Genomic DNA, 19,482 nt, shown 5'->3' on the forward strand with positions numbered 1-19,482 from the left:
TGAGTGGCCACAGTGATGCGTGTGGCGGTGAGACCGGGGGGATCAGTCCTTGGCTTTTGCCTCGGGATCCCGGCCGGTCGCTTCGATCAGGCAGCGATAGCTTTCTTCGCGCTTGCCACTGGCGGTGACTTTTTCAATCGACCAGCGACCGCGCATGAAGTCCGGCCAGGTGTCATCGAGCACCAGCAGACCTTCGGCCACCAACAGCGGGTCGCCCGGACAGGTGACCTTCAGCTTGTATTTTTCGCGCAGCATCTTGCGCACTTCGGCTTCGCCGATGGCTTTGGCTTCTTCCACACTGGCCTGTTTCTGACGAATGATCTTGTAGGGCGCCGAGCCGGTTTTCACTTCCACTTGCTTGCCGGCATTGGCGTCCCAACAACAGACTTTGCAACCCTGATTCTGGGTACGGGCGGTCTCTTCCAGCGTGGCGCTGATGAAGGCGTGATCGCCCGGCCGGTTGTTGTGGGTCACCGATAGCCTGACGTCCGGTATCACCTGGCCCGACAGGTTTTTCAGTTGCGCCGGTTTCGCCAGTACGTAGAGGTCGTTGAACGGTTTGGCCACCGCGTCGTACTTTTTCGCCAGGCGTGTGATAAAGCTCATGTCGGTTTCGTTCGACTGGTCGACATGAGCGATCCTGATCAGCGCCAGCTCGGGATCGACGCGCGGCGAGAAACCGTGCGACTCAACCAGTTTGCGAAACAGCCCGCCAAGCGTCGTGGGGCCATGACTGGCCGTGCGCCGTTCCTTGAATCCGGTGTCGTCCTTGCCGCTGAAAGGGGCTGCGGTTGCGACCAGTGTCAGACGTAACGGGAACAGCGTGGGTGTCAGTCGAGTGATTTTGAACTGGCCCTTGTCGACCAGCCTGGATTCCAGATAGCCGACCCGCAAACCAATTTTTCCGCCCAGGGTCGGCAAGCCTTCAAGGCCTTCCAGGTCGATCACCAGCGTCAGTTGATCGGACTCCATCCCGGCGGCATCGATGTGTTCCCAACTGATCAGGCGCTGGTTCAGCAGGTCCTTGTGGGCGCCGTAGATTTCGATCGTCGGCGTAAATCCCTGTGCCATGCAGCCTCCTTAATCCCAAGCCAGAACCGGTTTGATCGCGGCCGGTTTCGAGTCGAGTTCGGGCAACGTCACCCAGACACCTGCCGGCAGGATCGGGCCGTGCTCGGCCAGAGTCGGGTTGAGTGTCCACAGTGCTTCTTCGGCACTGTCATCGCTGCGACCGGTTTCGCGGTAGAGCAACAGATTCACCGAATCACCGGCCACGCTTCGTACCTTACGCATTGTTGAACTCCGCCAATTCGAGGGTCCAGTCGACCACCATCGCCGTACCATCATCGATGATGCAGGTCTGGGTTTCCTGAACCGTGGTGATTCGCCACAGGCCCCAGTTTCGGCCGATGCCATCAATCAGCGGCAGCGGCACACGAAGGGCTTGCAGCGCCCGCAGCTCATCCAGCCGATCCATGGCCACCGCGTACATTGATTTGCCGGTGATGGTCAGGGTTTCGGGCTTCTGTCCGATTTGATGGGACTTGGGTTTGCTGGTGAGAATCTGCAGTTCCGTCCAGCCACCGTCGGACTTGCGCAGAAAACTGCTGTAGGCAAAGCCGCGTGAAAGGCCAAAGATGAAACTGCCCAGTGCCATTTGTTGTTTCATGTACCGGCTCCGTCAGTCAGGGCTGCATCACGACGCGTCCCGAGTGGGTTGCCGCCCATCAGCAGCGGCATGAATTGGCCATGGAATTGACCGGAAATCTGCTGCTCGATAATCGAATGAATCTGTTGGGCAGTGTCGGGGGCAGGACAGGTGACCTGGATCGTCGGAGAGAAGGAAACCTGCTGACTGTGAGTCTGCGTGCCAGCCAGGTCTTTGGCGACTTCGGCCGGAGGGGCGAGTTTGTCCGGCGCGGTGGCCATCAGTTTCTCCCCCAAAAAACCTCCTCCTTCAAAGCCTAGCCATCCACCGATCAGCCCACCGATGAGGCTGCCAAGTGCAATGCCCGGCGCCAGCCCCGGACTTCCAATGGTGGCGCCGATCGAGCTACCGGCGACTGCGCCGGCCCACGCACCACCAGCTGCACCGAGACCTTGGCCGATCTGTTGTTTGTCACCGCTGGCAACACCTTCGGCGACAAGGGAAACGCCAATCATCGCTTTCATCGGCCCTGGCATTGCACGCGATACCGGCTGCATCGAGGCAATCACAGACTCCAGCCGCGGAGCAGCAACCCTTGCAGTCTGTTCCAGTATTTTCAGATCGTTGCTGGCGCTGGCACTGCGACCGGCTAGAGCCAGGCTCTGAGTTTCAGCCACGGCAGTCGCAGACGTTGCTGCGGACAAACCGAGCCTTGAACGACCGGGAAGTTTACTGGCGGCTTTATCCACGATCCCTTTGCCTACCCGGTCTTTCAGCTCCCCGACAACCGCATCGAGCACGCCGTCGAATACCGGTTTGATCCAGGCTGTCGCCGTCAGAACCGCCCCTGTGGTTTTCGGGTAGGTTTCTGCCAGATCGCTCAGCGTGTCTATCGAGTGGCTCTCACCAGGCGTTTCGAGATCCGGTGCCAATGCATTGCCTTTGGCGACCGACAAACGCTCCTCGCGGGCATTCTTGATGTTCCACTGCCCCTGCTGAGTGTTGGCAAGTGCCAGTGCAGACTCTTTCACCGAGCTTTTACCACCCAGCTTCGATGTCGCGTATCGGCTTTTGTCGCTCACCAGGTGAAAGGCTTCGTTCACCTTGCCCAGGTCTTGGGACAGCGACAACGCGGCGTCTCCACTGTCCGCGAACAATGTGCGGGCCAATGTCGAACGCTGTTCCACCGGTTTGGCATTCAGCGCTGCAAGCACCGATAGAACGGCGCCTTGGGCCTTCTGTTTGTCAGGGTCCCGCATGGCTTCAGCTACTGCCTTGGGATCCACGCCCAATTGCTTCCAGGCACCTTTTTCGGCAATGGATGCTTGATCGCCCTTGCCCAGTGCATCGGAAATGTTCTTCAACGCATTGCCGGCATCGTCTTTTTTCGCGCCGCTGTTCAACAGCGCTGCCGTCAATGCCGCGGCCTGCTCAGGCTGCAAGCCTGCGCTGATTGCCGCCTCGCCCGATTGCTGCAGAACAGAACCAATATCAGCCGCCTGGACATCTCCGGGCATTTTGCCGAGATGATTGGCCGCATCCGCCAGATCAAGGGCTTGATCGCGCGAGAGCTTCATCGAAGTACGCCAGACCTTCAACATTTCACCGGCTTCCAGCCCGGTAACTTTGAATGCCGACGCAGTAATGGCCGCATCGCTGGCAAAAGTGAGCAATTCGCGTTTCTTGCCCTCGGCGTTTACCGCTTCGCTGCCGATTCCAGCCTTGGCTGCCAGGGTTTCAATCCTGACCAGCTCGACCCCGGTAGTGCCTCCGGCGGCCACCAGCGTGGCACTGGCCATTTTCAGGCTAGTGAGGGCCATGTCTTTCCCGTCATCGCGGGAAAGCTGCGCCACACTAGCAAGAGTGGCCGCCGCCGAATCCATGGCCATCGCGGCCTTGCGCGTCTCGGGAGGCTCAGCGCCTCCGGAGGATTTTTCCGGTGTTTTCTGCCCGCCGGATGACTCACTCTTCGCTCCGGCACTCGCAGCCTGTGGCAACGCACGCAAAGCGGACAGGATCACGCTCAATGCATCGATTGCCGAAGTCAGCAGCACGATTTTTCCGCTAGCCGTCAGCAGTGCCTGGCGCAGGTCGCTGGTCTGATCCAAGGCAGTTTGCCCGGCACCTGCGAGCGCGGCCGTGCTCAGAGTGATACTGCCAAACCCGGCGCCGGCGCTGTCGCCGGCATTCATGAGCGAAATCTTGCTCTCTGCCATGCCGCTCTACTCCTGTTTCACGCCAAGGCGGGTGATCGCTATGTCGTAGCGGCGCAACGCCTTTTCGGCGTCCCACTCCAGAATCTCCGCCTCACTTACCGGGTAAATGAGCGGCACGATATCGAGGATTACTTCGATGTCGCGTTCTGAAAGAAGGCCGCCGGCTGGTTTAAAAAATCGTCGATGCGCACCTGCAATTGCGTCCAGTCCGGGACGCTCATCAGCGCCAGATCGGGGATCATCAGGCCGGTGCAATGGGCGGTGATGAATTCGGCGCGTTCCTTGGCCGTTTTCAGTTTCTTCATCACTTTGGTGGCACGCAGCGCCGGCATTTCCAGGCTCAGCGAAGTCACGGTGCGGCCGGTGACGGCGAGCGGTTGCAGCAGCTGCACCTGATCGGGATCGTCGGACTTCTCCGCGTCTTCGAGCTGGTCGAGAAAGAACGACGCCGGGCGGGTCGAGACTTCGTGCACGTACTGCGCGATGGTCACGTAGTCCGGGCGCTTGAGCTGGTCGAGCTCCTTGACCGACAAGCCGGTGGCCAGCAGCGCCAGTTCGAAGAACTGGTCGTCTTCATCGTCGCCGGCGCGTTCCAGCGCTTCTTTCTGGGCGGCATAGAACAGCGGCTTGAGCTGGATCGATTCGATCTGCGAACCGTCGTCACCGGTGATCGGCGACAACAGGTCATGCTTGGGTGGCATCCACGACATGAAAGGAATTCCTTGGGTGTTCTTGAAGATTCCTGTGGGCATGAACGCCCACAGGTTTTGTGCCTGATCTGCCGAAAGGCTTACGGCATCAGCACCGCACGACGGGCATCACCGAGGATGTCGACGCCGTTGAGCACAAACTTCTGGGTGCGCACGTCGATGTCGATCACCGGAATGCCGTTTTCCAGACGGTTGTAGGTGCGGCAGGAGAAATCCAGCGTCGTCAGGGCTTTGCCGCCCATCTTGATTGCGTCCTCACCCATGGTTTTGAGCTTGCCGCCGATGGTGTGGTAGGTGAACCAGGTATTGCCGTCCTGGTCCTGACCGGCTTCACGCACGTTCAGCAGAATGTCGTCGCCCAGCTTCACACCCATGGCGAGCAACACTTCGGCGCCAGTGCCCTGCAATTTGATCTGAGCATTGAGTGCCTTGGCGCTCTTGGCCATCTCTTCGATGATGAAGCGGCCGCCCGTCATGTTTTCCATCTCGAAATCGATCTTCGGCGGAGTGAACTCCTCCACGGTCGCCGACAGCGGCAGGCCTTGCAGGGTGGCCGCGATGGCCTGTCTTACGCGGTTGGTAAACATTAGAGAACGTCCTCCAGGAACTGCTCGATGATTTCATCGCGGGCGTTGAGTTGATAAACCATGTGTTCGTTCGGCGCGTAGCGGCCGTAGTCGATGACCACGTACCAGGTGCCGTTCTTGTACTTCTCGACGCTGTTGAGTTCCGGGTGCAGATACACGCTGCCGCCGGGAATGGTTTCGTCGGCGACCAGGGTTTGCAGCCAGTCGTTGATGCGTTTGACTTCCTGATCCATGAACGACTTGGTCAGGTTCTTGGCCATGGCTTTCTGGCCGGCCTTCACCAGCTTGCGGCTGATGGCGTCTTCCAGACCGACGTAGCTGATGAACTTGCCGGTGATAGAACGGTTGCCCAGCAGCGAGAAGCCGCCAAGGATGGTGCGGGCGTAGTAGCTGACGCCGTAGCGGTTGAGCAGATCGCCTTCGGTGGAGGTGTCGAGGATGTTGTACTCAACGACCCGGGACACGTCTTCGGCGTAGGTCACCTGGTTGCCCGGGCTTTCCCATTGCTTGACCTTGGCCAGCGCGGCAATCGCCAGACTGGATGGCGCAAGGAACACGTTTTTCTTCGCGGCTTTCGAGTACACGGCGGGCATGTTGTGCACCACCAGGCAACGGTCGAAACCCAGATCCGCACCGCCCAGTTCCTGGCTGTACAGCACCTGATCGGCGACCGAGACGTCCTTGCCGTCCAGCACCACACGGGCCTTGATGCGCTTGCCGAACGAGGCGAACTCGCTGGCCACCGCCTTGGTGCCAGTGAAGCCCGGCGCGCCGATGATGGTCAGGTCTTCCGGGACGCTGCCCAGTGCCGCCAGACCGAGCTTGCGGCCGGTCACAGGCTCGACGCCGCCGATCACTGCGTTGACGGTGTCGGTCGGGGTTGCGCCCGCTTCGACTATCACCACGTACACCGGCACCTTGACCACTTTGAGGATCTGGTAAACCGCGTGGTACAGGGTGCCCTCTTCCGAGCCGGTCGGATCGAGCAGCGCGTGGGTGGTGAAACTGTTGATGCGAAACGGTGCGTTGCGCGGAATCAGCGGATCGGCTTTCGGCGCGGTGCCGACCAGACCGATGACGTTGTCACCCAGGCCACCCATGGCCTCGGGGGATTCGGTGGCATTGACGGTAATGCCGTTGTGCTCGAAGTTCAGAACCTCAGCCATAGTCAGTCAGCCTTCTTGGCAGCGGCCTTCACGGCCTTGGTGGTAGGTGTTTTCAGCTCCAGTCGACCGGCGCTGTGCAGGGCACTGGCCTCGACATCGAGCAGTTCGAGTTCCTGGCCGACGCTCGACCAGTGACCACCCCCGGTGGGGAATGGAACGAGCACGGTGTAGGTTTGGCGGGTTGCCATTTTTCGTTTCTCCATAAACGGGAAAGCCCCTTCAGGAAGGGGCTCTAATACTGCTCAGCGGACAAGAAAACGCCCCGACGGTGCGGGGCGCTTTTATTGAGGCAGGCTGGCGAGCCACGCCGGCGCTGCCGGCCGGTGTTCGCTCAGGGGCAACTCACCACCCACTGGCCAGATACGAAGCGTGCGGCGATAGGTTTGCAGTTCGAGGTATTGCGCCGGGGTCAGCAGAGTAGGCCAGCGCTCGACCTCATCGCGGTACTGGGTAACGACGCTGTCAGTGGCCTTGAGTTGCTGATTGCGCCAGGTGCGCTCATAGCCCTCCAGTTCGGCAGGCGTCGGCCCCGGCCGATCGATCAGGATCGGATAGCCTTCATCATTCGCGACAATCAACTTGCCGCTGGACTGTCCGTTCAACAACTCAAGCCAATACTCACGCGTGATTTCAACCGCATCGCTTGGGATCTCTCCCCCCAAAGCGGGATCGTAAAAACCGCCCGTGGATTTTGAATAAAACATAGGTTCTTCCTTGTTTGATAAGCCAACGAATATCAGCCCCCCACTTGGGTGGCCGGACATGAAAACGCCCCGTTGTGCGGGGCGTTTATTGAAGGGTTGAGTCTGAGGTGCCTGGCGAGGAATCCGGCCAGCCATCCTTGAGCATTTCATCGCTGTAGGTGCCGGCCTCAAGTGCTTCCAGCAGGATCAGTTCACGGTCGAAGCAAGCCTGAACATGAGCCCGGACAGCCTTGGCAATGGCAAGAATCTGCTCGGCGCCAATTTCGACAAAACCATTGAGGGTCTTGAAGTTGCAGCGGTACTCGGGGTCGAGAATGGCAGAGAGCCCCGTGCTGGCGATCAGCGCCTGGCTGTCGCGTGTCGTTTCGATACGCAATCCTTCTACGGCAATACCTGATGCTTCCCGGGTGAAACGCTCTGCCGCAAACAGGGCTGCATAATCGGGTTCGATGTGAGGAAAAGGTAACTTGACCACGTCACCGTCAACCAACTTCCAGACGCCGTCCCTCTCTGTTCTGGTCGCCAGAAATACCGCGTCACTGAGTTCAATTGCCTGCTCAGGAATCACGCTATGAATATCGGAGTCATACCGACCGGTCAGGTCTCCGTGCTCATCAAATGTTGCGAATTTCATATATAGCCCTCGTCACTCCGTTGTATTAGCGACCCACTGCAAAGTAGTAAAACTGTGCAGATGCCTGACCCAGGTTACGAATGGTCACGTTCGCTTTACTGATCCCTTTGATTTGCCCGATGTAGGTCGATCCGACGGGAGCGTCTACGGCCGTATTGGGATAAGTGATGAAAACCGATGGGTTGACCAGCGGGTAAGCGACCGGAAAGGCTTGCAAGTAGTTGGCTCCGGATGCGATGGCGGTCGTCATCCCCCACTGGAGGGTCAAGCCTCCGAGCCAGGTCGGGAAAATGACATAGCTGCCACTCATGTCGCCGGAAACACTGATGGAAAAACCCCAGCGCATTTTTTTCGGGGTCACGAAGGTTTTATCGTCGGCACCTGCATCCGCCTGTGCCTGGGTCGCCACCTTCGCGGTACCTTGATTGAGTTCGGTAGCCTGCTGCGCCAGACCGGACAACGCAGCTAAATCAATACTTCCCTGATTGACCGGGGCGTTCCAGGCCTTGATGCACCACATGACCGCCAGGTTGCGCGGACGGGTGCCAACCAGGTGCCCATCAGTAAACAGCGCCGCCTGATTCAGCGAAACCGGGGAGGTGATTTCGCCAAAAGAGAAAAATGCGGAAGGATAGTCGGCCGCAAAGGCAACGTCGCCTCCGAGTACCGGGTGAGACTTCCCGCTATTGTCTGGATTGAGTTTCCACGATGAGGCCGCAGCCTGGATAGCCTGCGCTGTCGAGGTCACTGCATCGTGCGCAACCAACGTCGCTTTTTGCCAGCTACCGACTGTCCGACCAGCGTCAACACCGCGCCCATGATCCCAACCTCGCAGGAACTCGCCGCGAGATTCCGGCAACCGGAAATTCCCGGCCCCCTCATCGCCCTTGTTGAATGTAGTGCCGAGATACGCTGCCAGATCCGGATAGGTCGCAATGCTTTGCACGCTACCATCCAGCTCAAGATAACCGGCAGGAGCGACACCCGATGGAAATGCCATGACAGCGCCAACCGGAACAGAGGATTTGAGCTGCGCGACTTCATCGGCCAGTGCGGCGACGTCGATGTTTCCCTGATTGATCGGCGCGTTCCAGGCTTTGATGCACCACATGACCGCAATGCTGCGCGGGCGGGTTTCCGATCCGCCAGTGGCACTCGTCTGTGGTGTTCCGTTGCTGTCGGAGCGGTTGCCACGAGCGACCTTGTCCTGGCCAAATCCGCTCGGATTGGCTGGCGCGTCAACTTGGTGAACGTGAGACTTCAGCTCATCAGGCGCCCAACTGCCAATCGCCCGACCTGGGTCTACACCACGACCATGATCCCAACCCCGCAGGAACTCACCGCGCGATTCCGGCAACCGGAAGTTGCCAGCGCCCTCATCACCCTTGTTGTAAGTGGTGCCGAGATACGCCGCCAGATCCGGATAAGTCGAAGTGCTCTGCACACTGCCATTGAGCTCAAGAAAGCCGGGCGGCACGATCCCCGTCGGGAACGCCATGACGGCACCCACCGGAACGGCAGATCCGAGCCGGGAGACTTCCTTGACCAGTGCCGCTACGTCGATGTTTCCCTGATTGATCGGGGCATTCCAGGCCTTGATGCACCACATGACGGCGATGTTGCGCGGACGGGTTTCCGCAGAGGTACGAGCCACCTTTGAAGCATCAAAGATCACACTGTGATAAGCGTCTTTCTGGGTGGTCTGCGTTAAGGACTTGCTCATGTTGCCCATGCCGAACACACCATTTGCGGTGGTGATATCGAGATAGCCATCAAAGATGCCGTAGAGGTTCTGCAGCGTGTCAGTCTGAGAACTGCCGACTGCCCGACCGCCATCGATGCCACGCCCATGATCCCAACCGCGCAAGAACTCCCCACGCGCTTCCGGCAAGCGGAAATTCCCGACGCCCTCATCCCCCTTGTTGAACTTGCCACCCAGATAGGCGCTCAAGTCCGGGTAGGTCGCGCTGCTCTTGACGCTGTTGTCCAGCTCCAGAAAACCCGGCGGCGGCGAATCAACCGGGAACGCGACAATCGATCCCACAGGCAATGCAGACGCCTTGGCAATCAGCGCTTCGACTTCAGCCTTGGTGTAGGAGTCCTTGATACCGAAACCGGCCAGCGTGTCGGGGTTCGAGCCGGCCGTCGCGCGGCCGTATTCGTCGACGCTCAGACTTTTGTAGGTGCCGGCAGCAATACCGGTGCGCCCCGCGAGCATCTTGAATGTCAGCGCAGTGGTGCCGAGGGTGATCGGCGCATTGGTGGTCAGGTGCCACAGCGAATCGCCGTTGAGCGTGCCCTCTTCCACCATCACCGTCAGGCCTGGCGTGACCTTGGCGCTGACGTTGGCATCATTCGCCCGAGTCCAGTTACCGTTGGCGACGATCCACAGGCCGTTGTCCTTGGCCAGGGTCTGGTTCGGCAGCAGCACGCGGTCGCCGGCAATCACCGCCACGCCGTCGATCTGCTGTGCACCGTTCAACACCACGTTGGCGGTGGCGGCGACACGTACCGATTGCTTGCCGTCGAGTTTGCCGAGTTCTTCGGCGAGGTAGCTCATGACCCAGGCGCGAGTGGCCTTGACCACCGTGTCGTCGATCAGCAGCGTCACCAGCGAAGCATTGCTGGTCTCGAAAATCGAGCGGATGTAGAACTCTTTGCCCGAGCCGGAGTTAGCCAGAACCGGCTTGAACGACTCCGGGTATTTGACGATCGCGTAGAGAATGCCGGTGTCGGTCCACAGACCGGCTTCACGCACGTACCAGCCACCGACGTCCGGCGGGATGGTGACTTCGGCGAGCAGCCAGCTCGGGTTTTTCTCGTCCTGGAACAGCGCATTGAGCGGACCGCGCCAGACTTCGCGCTTCAGCGCGGTGGCGGTTGCGGCCGGGTTGTAGACCCCGCCCTCACCACCGTCGCCAACGGAAATCTGCGTCAGTTTGATCGGTACGCCCGCTGCCTTGCAGGCGGTTTCGTAGGCAATCCCTGCGTTGGTGAGCAGGGTGTAATAGTCAGCCATTCAGGCCCCCTGAGGATAAATAGTGGATGTTTCGACGGTGTACAGCGCCGCCGCCATGAAGGCCTCGCCGGATGTCTCGAGCCCGTCGAGGAATACCGGATAGACCGTGGTCAGCTCACCGCAGAAGGTCGCGGCGCCGATGACGTGATTGCCGAAGGCGCTGAGGCCGACCGACACCGACAGCACGTCCCGTTCGCTCTTGGCATCAGCCAGGCGTCGGTCGAGACGGGCGTCGATTGCTTCGCTGTAGGGTTGTTCGCTGAAGGCCCGCACGGAAAAGCTGTAAGGCTCGCCGGGCGGTATCTGTTCGTACCAGGCGCGGATTTCCGGTCGGAGCTGTAAGCCCTTGGCGGCGTTCTCCAGCGCCTTGCGAGTGCCGGCCTGGCGCGCGGTGGGCCAGGCCAGTTCGACGGTCAGGCGCTTTTCCGCTTCCGGTGCGTCGGTGCTCCATTCAGCCACCCCGCGATCTGCGGCGAGATACGGCAGGAACGCGACGGGTGTCGAGGCCGGGTTCATCAGTTCGGGAAACGGCGGCGCGACGCGATCAAGCAATGCGCCGAAGCCGATGTCGAGTGCCCGTTCCAGCGCCGAGCTGTTGGCTGGCAGCAGAGTCGGACGCGGTGTCTGATCGGTCATAGCGTCTGCACCTCGACTTCGACCGCCGTGCAGTACGGCGCTTGAAACGCCGAGCACACAACGGAATCCAAAGGTTCAAGAATCTGCAATTGCACAGCGCCGGCGCTGTGCAGCGTGTAGTCGATCCAGCTCGGGTCGACCCGGCCTTCCAGGCGATGGCAGCTGTCGGCGTAGGCCTGCAAATGCTGCTGCGCGGCGACTTTGGTCAGGCCCGAATCCGGACCGGAATTGATCTTGGCCACGACGCGGATTTTGTAGCGTTGAATGTCAGCAGCTTTGACGGTGACCTTGTCCGTTTCCGGGCACACATCGGGCCGGGCGAAATGTCGGCGCACGCCTTCGAGCAACGTCGGTGACGGTGTACCGTCGCCCTCGCGGGCAAGCACGGTGACTTGCACTTCGCCCGGCGCGGTGCGACGACCGTTACCGTCCTTGACCTGCGCAGCGAGGCCGTCCGGGTCGAAGGTGTAGGTGACGTTGACGACACCCGCATCGGTGGATTCGACTTTCACCGCTGGCCGTTCGCCGAGGGTGAAGACCTCACGGCGATACTGCATCCGCGAACCCGCCGCCGGCGCATGGGGCGCCAGGTAATAGCGCAGCCGGGCGTCGTCGTCGCTCTCGTAAATCGCCGGCACTGGCGGGAATGCCGCCGGATCGCCCGGGTCGAGCAACTGTCGCTCCAGGCCCATGTCCGCCAACCGCGCATCAAGGTTGCTGCCGGTGGCCCACCACGCCAGCATCTGCTTGATCCGGGCGTTGTATTTGCGTTCATGGGTTTGCAGGCGAACGCAGAAAGCCTCAAGCGCCAGGGTCAGCAGTTCGCTTTCGTTTTCCAGGCTGGTCTTGAGTTTTTCCGCGCTCTGCGGCGAGCGTGCGCCGACGTACTCGATGACGAAGGTCTTGAACTCGGCGAGCAGATCCTCGAACGCATCGACCTTGATCAAGGAGGGTTCGGCCAACTGATTCTGGCCGGGGATCAACATGCTCATGTCACGACCTCGAAAGTCTGTTGGCGATTTTTCCAGGTACCGGCAAACCGCAGCAGCAGACCGGCACCCTGTCGGGTGGCGACGATCACGCCGGGCTGGAAATCGCCGATGCCGTTTTGCGGGTTGTAGAACGCCTGAGCCGCGTGGCTCTGGGCGAGCAACAGGATGTCGTCGCCCAGGTTCTGCCCCAGCAGCGTGGGGATCAGCGAACCGTACAAGGGCCGTTTTTGCCGGGTGCCCAGCGGCGTGGTCAGGGCCCGGGTCGCGCGCTGCACGAACTGCAGCCAGTCGTCGACCGTGGCCCCGCTGTCTCTATCGATTCCGATCATGGGAAGCTCTTGATTCAGGGGCTGATGACGCGGCCCTGGTGATCCACCAGCGGGCCGCTGAAATGCACGCCCGAGGCGTCGATGGTCAGGCCGACGGCGCCCAGTTGCAGGTTGATCGCTTGCGGGGTCATCGCCAGCCGTGCGGGGCCGATGCTCAGCTCAAGGGATTCGCGGGAGCCGTTGAAGGCGGCCGGACCGTTTTGCCAGTGCAGGGTGTGAGAGGCATCGTCGTAGCCACTTTCGCTGCCATCGACATGAACCCGTCGCGTCAGCGTGGGGACGGTGGCAGCGGGTGGAAAGCGATCACTGTTCAGGCCAAACAAAGCCACGCTTTGCGCACCGCTTTCGCCGCTGCCGTAGTTGAACAGCAGGCACTGTTCGCCCACGCTCGGAATCCGCGACTCGCTCTGTGCGCCGGCACTCGGGTTGAAGAACTTGATGGCCGGGGTGAGCAATCCTCCGTGGCTGACCCTGCAGGTGTTGCTCGCGGCGTCGACGTCCTGACAGATGCCGATGCGACAATAACTCTCGGCGCGCCGGTGCAGGTCTTCGATCTCGGCTTCCATTTCCGCCAGACGCTCGATGATCGGGCCCAGCTGCATGCGCAGTAACGCGTCGAACATCGGTCAGGCCTCCAGCGTGGTGTATTGGTCGGGATCGTCGATGTCGCTGACTTCCCAGGTGCGGGCGAATTTCGGTGTGCCCAGCGGATCGTCGAGCAAGGTCGGGCCCAGGTAGAGGGTCTGGTTGAACGACAGGGTCCAGGCTTTGCTCGGCTGATCGGCGCGGATGAGCAATGACGGCATTCCATCGATGTTCATCGGCAGATCGCATTGATCGCCGGGCAGGCTCCAACGGTTGTCGGTGATCAGGTTCTTCAGGGCGGCAATGAGATCGCACGCGGCAAACGCCGTGGCGGACAGCGCCGGAATGACTTGCAGCGACAGCGTCAGCACATGGGCAATGCGCCCGTTGGCGGCGCGCTCTCCCGGTGCGTTTCGCTCGATGTCGATCAGCACCCAGGCCTGCTCGCCCGGCGCATCAAAATCCCCGCGACTGCCGACCTTGAGGTCGAGTCCGGCGGTGTTGCGCAGTGTCGTCGCGATGGCGGTGAACAGTTGCGACGGCTGCTGGATCGGTGTGGGCATAGATGACCTCCTTTTCATTCGTCCACGCGAAGCCCTGCCGCCGAAATGGCGGCATGGGAAAAAGTGAAATTCAAGGCTGGTCGCGTGGCGGGACTTCGCAGACGCCGATGCGCTTGGCCGCCCAGCGCTCGTACAGACCGATGGCGACGTCGGCCCCGGCCATGGCCGTCAGGCAACCGAATGCGCCGGCAGCCCAGATCGACAGCCCGGCGGCATACAGCAGCATGATCGCCGAGACACCGCAGATCATGCAGGCGCCGGAACGCAAGGCCAGGCGCCGCAACAGTGACCAGCCGCGAGCGCCCTCCTTGTCGGCGCGCCACATTTCGCCGGACACCCCGCCGACCACGGCGAGGAGGATCACCAGCCAGATCGGCATGTCCGCCAACGCTTGTTGCTCGTTTGTCATGTCACGCCTCCGGGGGTAATGGGTGAGTGTTGTGTGTAGGGTTCAAACGTTTTCTCTTGAGGCAGGCATTCCAAAAAGCCCGGCGCAAGGCCGGGATTTTCAGTAATGCGCACTCGTGTCTGAAACTAGAAGGGAGCTACCGGCCAGTTGATAGTGGCCGGATAGCCAGGCTGATTTTTGACTTCGCTGACGGCAACGAAGTATTGCTTGTAAGCAAGTAACGCAGCTTCGTCCGCCGGCGTAGCGACGCCAAGATCCAGCTTGTATTGCAAAGGATTGAATGTCAGCCAGAGTGCGGCGACATCAAACCGCTCTTGCATGCGGGCAGCGGTGATTGCGAGATGCTCTTCGTGGGTCGGCTCTACAAAGAGCAAACCGTCTTCTTCCAGTTTAAAAAAAACCTTCCATCCCACGTGAGCCGTAGTATCTCCGGTGATGTCATACCACTCTGCATCCGCTATCCCAACCGGAAGAGTCGTCGGCATTGGCTCATCCGATTCCAGAATCTGCAGAGCGACTTGATAACCGGACTTATAAACACGTCCTACCAAAACGTAACGATTCATTCGCTTTACCTCTGATGACTTCCAATACACGCTGCGCGTCCTTCTGCACACCTCTTGAATATCAGGCAGGCATTCCAAAAAGCCCGACAATTCGCCGGGCTTTTCAGTAATGCGCTCCTTCGCCTTCCTTCAATCCTGTGTTCGTGAAGGAAGCTGACTTTTCGGCGCTACTGGCGCGGTACGAGTCCATTCAAATTGTTTTTCCGACCGCGGTCCCTGCCCGCCGGATAACTGCTTCTGGTGCTTTACGCTGCACACCCGGGTCAGTTGCCAACCCTCTGAACCGTTGAGGCCGGTTCATCGCTGCCTGTTCTTGTGGAACTAAAGAGCTGTTGTTGCCAGCCGCTTTGTCGAGCGGCTTGGTGGCAAGAATATGCATGGATGCATATACAGTCAATGCGTAAATGCATTTATTTATGCACAAAAAATGCGCGGATGCATGAAAGCCCCGCCGTTCAAGGGTTGGCCGGTTTTCTACAGGCGAAAAAAAACCCGCCGAGGCGGGTTTTGTCAGAAAGGAATCAGGTTACCGGGCGTACATGCCCCACCAGAAGACGTGACCGAGGATGACAATCTGCTCTTCCTGCATATCCTGGAAGCTGTAGTCCTCGTCCGGGTGTTCATCACGATTGAAGCTGCGCAGACGGATACCGGTAGGCAGGCGATAGAGCTGCTTCACCCGCAATTGACCGTTGTGGTTGATCGCATAAAGGTCGCCATCAATGATGTCGCCGATCCCGCACTTGCCTGCGTTGACACCGACAGTGGCACCGTCGCGCAGCACCGGCAACATGCTGTTGCCCCGTACTGTCACGCATTTGGCCTGGTCGAACTGCACACCGTTATGGCGCAGACTGCGCTTGCCGAAGCGCAGGCTGGAGCGCTCGCTCTCTTCGATGACGAATCTTCCTGATCCAGCAGCCAATTCAACCTCGCGAAGAAAGGGCACCGACACCTCGTCGTCATCGACTGGCGTGTCGTCGTCCCACAGGCTTATGTCCTTGAGTTCGGAATGCAACTCGTCGCGTCCGCTGTTGCCGGCGGGCGCAACATCCGCGCGCCCGCGCAACTGATCGGTACTCACGGCGAAGTACTCGGCAATCTTCGAGATGTGTTTATCCGAAGGATCGACGATCTTCCCGCTGAGAATCCGCGAGAGCGTGGATTGAGGCACGCCGGTGCGACGGTGGAGCTCCGTGGGGGAGATCCCGTGCTGATCGAGCAGTGCTCTTAAGACGGTAGATACGTTGCGTTTTTGCATAACGCGCATAGTGCTTGAAGTTTTTCGCGAAGACAAATGCTGATTTGCATAAATCGTGCATAGTCGACCTTTTTAAGCCCGATAGCTGTCACCCGGCCGCGATGCTCTGCGTCCGATAGACCGCCCATGGTAATCTTGCGCCCATCGCGGAAAAGCCCGGCCACTGCCGCGCTTTTGCCCCACACCTTTGAACGAGTTGCCTGACAATCCGATGAATAAAGCCGTCTCCGACCTGTCCTCCCACACTCCGATGATGCAGCAGTACTGGCGCCTGAAGAATCAGCACCCGGACCAGCTGATGTTCTACCGCATGGGCGACTTCTACGAGATCTTCTACGAAGACGCGAAGAAGGCGGCCAAGTTGCTGGACATCACCCTGACCGCGCGCGGGCAATCGGCGGGTCAGGCGATTCCGATGTGCGGGATTCCGTATCACGCGGCGGAAGGCTACCTGGCGAAACTGGTCAAGCTTGGCGAGTCGGTAGTGATCTGCGAGCAGGTCGGCGATCCGGCTACCAGTAAAGGTCCGGTGGAACGTCAGGTGGTACGGATCATCACTCCGGGCACGGTCAGCGACGAGGCATTGCTGGATGAGCGTCGCGACAACCTGATCGCGGCGGTGCTGGGAGACGAGCGCCTGTTCGGCCTCGCCGTACTGGACATCACCAGCGGCAACTTCACCGTGCTGGAGATCAAGGGCTGGGAGAACCTGCTGGCGGAGCTTGAGCGGGTCAACCCGGTCGAGCTCTTGATCCCGGATGATTGGCCGAAAGACTTGCCGGCAGAAAAACGCCGTGGCGTACGTCGCCGTGCACCGTGGGATTTCGAGCGTGATTCGGCGCTGAAAAGTCTCTGCCAGCAATTCTCCACCCAAGACCTGAAAGGCTTTGGCTGCGAAACCCTGACTCTGGCGATCGGCGCCGCCGGTTGCCTGCTGGCGTATGCCAAGGAAACCCAGCGCACCGCCCTGCCCCATCTGCGCAGCCTGCGCCATGAGCGGCTGGACGACACCGTGGTGCTGGACGGCGCCAGCCGCCGCAACCTCGAGCTCGATACCAACCTGGCCGGCGGCCGCGACAACACGCTGCAATCGGTGGTCGACCGTTGCCAGACCGCCATGGGCAGCCGCTTGCTGACCCGCTGGCTCAACCGTCCGCTGCGCGACCTGACCGTGCTGCTGGCTCGCCAGACCTCGATCACTTGCCTGCTCGACCGCTATCGCTTTGAAAACCTGCAACCGCAGCTCAAGGAAATCGGCGACATCGAGCGGATCCTGGCGCGGATCGGCCTGCGCAATGCCCGCCCTCGCGACCTCGCCCGCCTGCGTGATGCACTCGGCGCCCTGCCTGAACTGCAAGCGGCGATGACCGATCTTGAGGCGCCGCATCTGCAACGTCTGGCGACCACCACCAGCACTTATCCGGAACTGGCGGCGCTGCTGGAAAAAGCCATCATCGACAACCCGCCGGCGGTGATCCGTGACGGCGGCGTGCTGAAAACCGGTTACGACAGCGAGCTCGACGAGCTGCAATCGCTGAGCGAGAACGCCGGCCAGTTCCTGATCGATCTGGAAGCCCGGGAAAAGGCCCGCACCGGCCTCGCCAACCTGAAAGTCGGATACAACCGCATTCACGGTTACTTCATCGAGTTGCCGAGCAAGCAGGCTGAATCAGCACCAGCAGACTACATCCGTCGTCAGACCCTCAAGGGGGCCGAGCGCTTCATCACGCCTGAACTGAAAGAGTTCGAAGACAAGGCGCTGTCGGCCAAGAGCCGCGCCCTGGCTCGCGAGAAAATGCTCTACGAGGCGTTGCTGGAAGATCTGATCAGCCAGTTGCCGCCGTTGCAGGACACCGCTGGCGCGCTGGCCGAACTGGACGTACTGAGCAACCTCGCCGAGCGTGCGCTGAATCTCGACCTGAATTGCCCGACGTTCGTCAGCGAACCTTGCATGCGCATCTCCCAGGGCCGTCACCCGGTGGTCGAGCAAGTGCTGACCACGCCGTTCGTGGCCAACGACCTGAGCCTGGACGACAACACCCGCATGCTGGTGATCACCGGCCCGAACATGGGCGGTAAATCCACCTATATGCGCCAGACTGCACTGATCGTGCTGCTGGCGCACATCGGCAGCTTCGTGCCGGCGGCCAGTTGCGAGCTGTCGCTGGTGGACCGGATCTTCACCCGGATCGGTTCCAGCGATGACCTCGCCGGCGGGCGCTCGACCTTCATGGTGGAAATGAGCGAAACCGCGAACATCCTGCACAACGCCACCGAGCGCAGCCTGGTGCTGATGGACGAAGTCGGTCGCGGCACCAGCACCTTCGACGGTCTGTCCCTGGCGTGGGCGGCGGCCGAGCGCCTCGCCCATCTGCGTGCCTATACTCTGTTTGCGACGCACTATTTCGAACTGACCGTGTTGCCGGAAGCCGAACCGCTGGTGGCCAACGTGCACCTCAACGCCACCGAACACAATGAGCGCATCGTGTTCCTGCACCATGTGTTGCCAGGGCCGGCGAGCCAGAGTTATGGCCTCGCGGTTGCACAACTGGCCGGTGTGCCGAGCGAGGTGATCGTGCGCGCTCGTGAGCACCTGAGCCGCCTGGAAGACACCGCGCTGCCGCATGAGGCGCCAAAACCGGCCGCCAAGGGCAAACCGGCGACACCACAGCAGAGCGACATGTTTGCCAGCCTCCCGCATCCGGTGCTGGATGAGTTGGCGAAACTGGATCTGGATGACGTGACACCGCGTCGTGCACTCGAAATGCTCTATGCACTAAAGAACCGGATCTAAGCACCGACGAACCGGATATAACGCAAACGGCTTCAAGCTGTTAGAATCTCGCGCGGTTTGGGATGCTGCTGGCTAATAGCCTGGCTGGCAGACATCGCTCCCGAACCTGGCGACCCCAACCGTGAAGGGGCAACGCTGCCGCCGCCTGAGGAGAAAATTAGAAATGACCTTCGTCGTCACCGACAACTGCATCAAGTGCAAGTACACCGACTGCGTAGAAGTCTGTCCGGTGGACTGCTTCTACGAAGGCCCGAATTTCCTGGTGATTCACCCGGACGAGTGCATCGACTGCGCCCTGTGCGAACCGGAATGCCCGGCCGTGGCCATTTTCTCCGAGGACGAAGTTCCGGAAGAGATGCAGGAGTTCATTCAGCTGAACGTCGAGCTGGCCGAAATCTGGCCGAACATCACCGAGAAAAAAGAATCGCTGCCGGATGCCGAAGAGTGGGATGGCGTCAAAGGCAAGATCAAAGACCTCGAACGCTGATCTGTCCCGCGTTTGAAGAAAAGGCCCCTCGCGGGCCTTTTTGCTTTTCCGGGTTTTGCTTTTCTACAGGCAAAAAAAGGGGCGGTTTGACCCGCCCACATTTTTTCCCTATTCCCTGTGTTCCTTTTCATCGTCCTGATGAATCGCTTCCTGCGATGTCCGTTCCCCTCTTCCTT

The 19,482-nt window shown here is 60.2% G+C and carries 21 protein-coding genes; 2 read left to right on the top strand and 19 right to left on the bottom strand.

Going from position 1 to position 19,482, the window contains the following annotated elements; all coding sequences use genetic code 11:
• Positions 1-42: 42 nt before the first annotated feature.
• From AC1RT4_RS12760 to AC1RT4_RS12850, 19 genes are all read right to left on the bottom strand, one after another.
• Positions 43-1,071, bottom strand: coding sequence for a phage late control D family protein (locus AC1RT4_RS12760; protein WP_493085536.1), 1,029 nt, complete (start codon positions 1,069-1,071; stop codon positions 43-45).
• 9 nt (positions 1,072-1,080) lie between these two features.
• Complete coding sequence (locus AC1RT4_RS12765) at positions 1,081-1,293, bottom strand: tail protein X (protein ID WP_007954888.1); 213 nt, start codon at positions 1,291-1,293, stop codon at positions 1,081-1,083.
• The gene (locus AC1RT4_RS12770) at positions 1,286-1,669 is read right to left on the bottom strand and encodes a phage tail protein (protein ID WP_192559919.1); all 384 of its coding nucleotides are present in this window, start codon (positions 1,667-1,669) and stop codon (positions 1,286-1,288) included. Before AC1RT4_RS12770 ends, AC1RT4_RS12765 begins: the two co-directional genes overlap by 8 nt.
• Positions 1,666-3,864 (bottom strand): phage tail tape measure protein, encoded by a 2,199-nt coding sequence (locus AC1RT4_RS12775; RefSeq protein WP_493085537.1) that lies wholly within the window; start codon positions 3,862-3,864, stop codon positions 1,666-1,668. Before AC1RT4_RS12775 ends, AC1RT4_RS12770 begins: the two co-directional genes overlap by 4 nt.
• 128 nt (positions 3,865-3,992) lie before the next feature.
• Positions 3,993-4,574, bottom strand: a complete 582-nt coding sequence (locus tag AC1RT4_RS12780) for a phage tail assembly protein (RefSeq protein ID WP_493085538.1) — start codon at positions 4,572-4,574, stop codon at positions 3,993-3,995.
• An 80-nt stretch (positions 4,575-4,654) separates the two neighbouring features.
• Complete coding sequence (locus AC1RT4_RS12785; protein WP_008077119.1) at positions 4,655-5,161, bottom strand: phage major tail tube protein; 507 nt, start codon at positions 5,159-5,161, stop codon at positions 4,655-4,657.
• The gene (locus AC1RT4_RS12790; RefSeq protein WP_115076745.1) at positions 5,161-6,327 is read right to left on the bottom strand and encodes a phage tail sheath protein; all 1,167 of its coding nucleotides are present in this window, start codon (positions 6,325-6,327) and stop codon (positions 5,161-5,163) included. Before AC1RT4_RS12790 ends, AC1RT4_RS12785 begins: the two co-directional genes overlap by 1 nt.
• Positions 6,328-6,329: 2 nt before the next feature.
• Entirely contained in the window at positions 6,330-6,515 is a 186-nt protein-coding gene (locus AC1RT4_RS12795; protein ID WP_493085539.1) for a hypothetical protein, read from the bottom strand.
• A gap of 93 nt (positions 6,516-6,608) precedes the next feature.
• Entirely contained in the window at positions 6,609-7,031 is a 423-nt protein-coding gene (locus AC1RT4_RS12800; protein WP_493085540.1) for a phage tail protein, read from the bottom strand.
• 85 nt (positions 7,032-7,116) lie between these two features.
• Positions 7,117-7,665: a DUF4376 domain-containing protein gene (locus tag AC1RT4_RS12805; RefSeq protein ID WP_493085541.1), complete on the bottom strand. Its 549-nt coding sequence runs from the start codon at positions 7,663-7,665 to the stop codon at positions 7,117-7,119.
• A 25-nt stretch (positions 7,666-7,690) separates the two neighbouring features.
• A complete protein-coding gene (locus tag AC1RT4_RS12810) occupies positions 7,691-10,684 on the bottom strand; it encodes a tail fiber protein (RefSeq protein WP_493085542.1) in 2,994 nt (997 codons plus the stop codon).
• Entirely contained in the window at positions 10,685-11,320 is a 636-nt protein-coding gene (locus AC1RT4_RS12815; protein WP_493085543.1) for a phage tail protein I, read from the bottom strand. It lies immediately after the preceding gene.
• Positions 11,317-12,312, bottom strand: a complete 996-nt coding sequence (locus AC1RT4_RS12820; RefSeq protein WP_493085544.1) for a baseplate J/gp47 family protein — start codon at positions 12,310-12,312, stop codon at positions 11,317-11,319. Before AC1RT4_RS12820 ends, AC1RT4_RS12815 begins: the two co-directional genes overlap by 4 nt.
• Entirely contained in the window at positions 12,309-12,641 is a 333-nt protein-coding gene (locus AC1RT4_RS12825) for a hypothetical protein (RefSeq protein WP_007954853.1), read from the bottom strand. Before AC1RT4_RS12825 ends, AC1RT4_RS12820 begins: the two co-directional genes overlap by 4 nt.
• Before the next feature lie 14 nt (positions 12,642-12,655).
• Positions 12,656-13,264, bottom strand: coding sequence for a phage baseplate assembly protein V (locus AC1RT4_RS12830; RefSeq protein ID WP_493085545.1), 609 nt, complete (start codon positions 13,262-13,264; stop codon positions 12,656-12,658).
• A gap of 3 nt (positions 13,265-13,267) precedes the next feature.
• Positions 13,268-13,789 (bottom strand): hypothetical protein, encoded by a 522-nt coding sequence (locus tag AC1RT4_RS12835; protein ID WP_493085546.1) that lies wholly within the window; start codon positions 13,787-13,789, stop codon positions 13,268-13,270.
• 70 nt (positions 13,790-13,859) lie between these two features.
• Positions 13,860-14,198, bottom strand: coding sequence for a phage holin family protein (locus AC1RT4_RS12840; protein ID WP_011332709.1), 339 nt, complete (start codon positions 14,196-14,198; stop codon positions 13,860-13,862).
• Between the two features lie 125 nt (positions 14,199-14,323).
• On the bottom strand, positions 14,324-14,764 hold the full coding sequence (locus AC1RT4_RS12845) for a tail fiber assembly protein (RefSeq protein WP_493085547.1): 441 nt from the start codon (positions 14,762-14,764) through the stop codon (positions 14,324-14,326).
• A gap of 526 nt (positions 14,765-15,290) precedes the next feature.
• Positions 15,291-16,025: a LexA family transcriptional regulator gene (locus tag AC1RT4_RS12850; RefSeq protein WP_493085548.1), complete on the bottom strand. Its 735-nt coding sequence runs from the start codon at positions 16,023-16,025 to the stop codon at positions 15,291-15,293.
• Positions 16,026-16,236: 211 nt separating this feature from the next.
• On the opposite strand from AC1RT4_RS12850, the gene mutS reads away from it, so the two are divergent.
• Together mutS and fdxA are read left to right on the top strand one after the other, a co-directional pair.
• Positions 16,237-18,819: a DNA mismatch repair protein MutS gene (gene mutS, locus AC1RT4_RS12855; RefSeq protein WP_493085549.1), complete on the top strand. Its 2,583-nt coding sequence runs from the start codon at positions 16,237-16,239 to the stop codon at positions 18,817-18,819.
• A 163-nt stretch (positions 18,820-18,982) separates the two neighbouring features.
• Positions 18,983-19,306: a ferredoxin FdxA gene (fdxA, locus tag AC1RT4_RS12860; RefSeq protein ID WP_007908827.1), complete on the top strand. Its 324-nt coding sequence runs from the start codon at positions 18,983-18,985 to the stop codon at positions 19,304-19,306.
• Positions 19,307-19,482 lie beyond the last annotated feature (176 nt).

The organism is Pseudomonas sp. GW821-FHT11D10 (assembly GCF_058808435.1).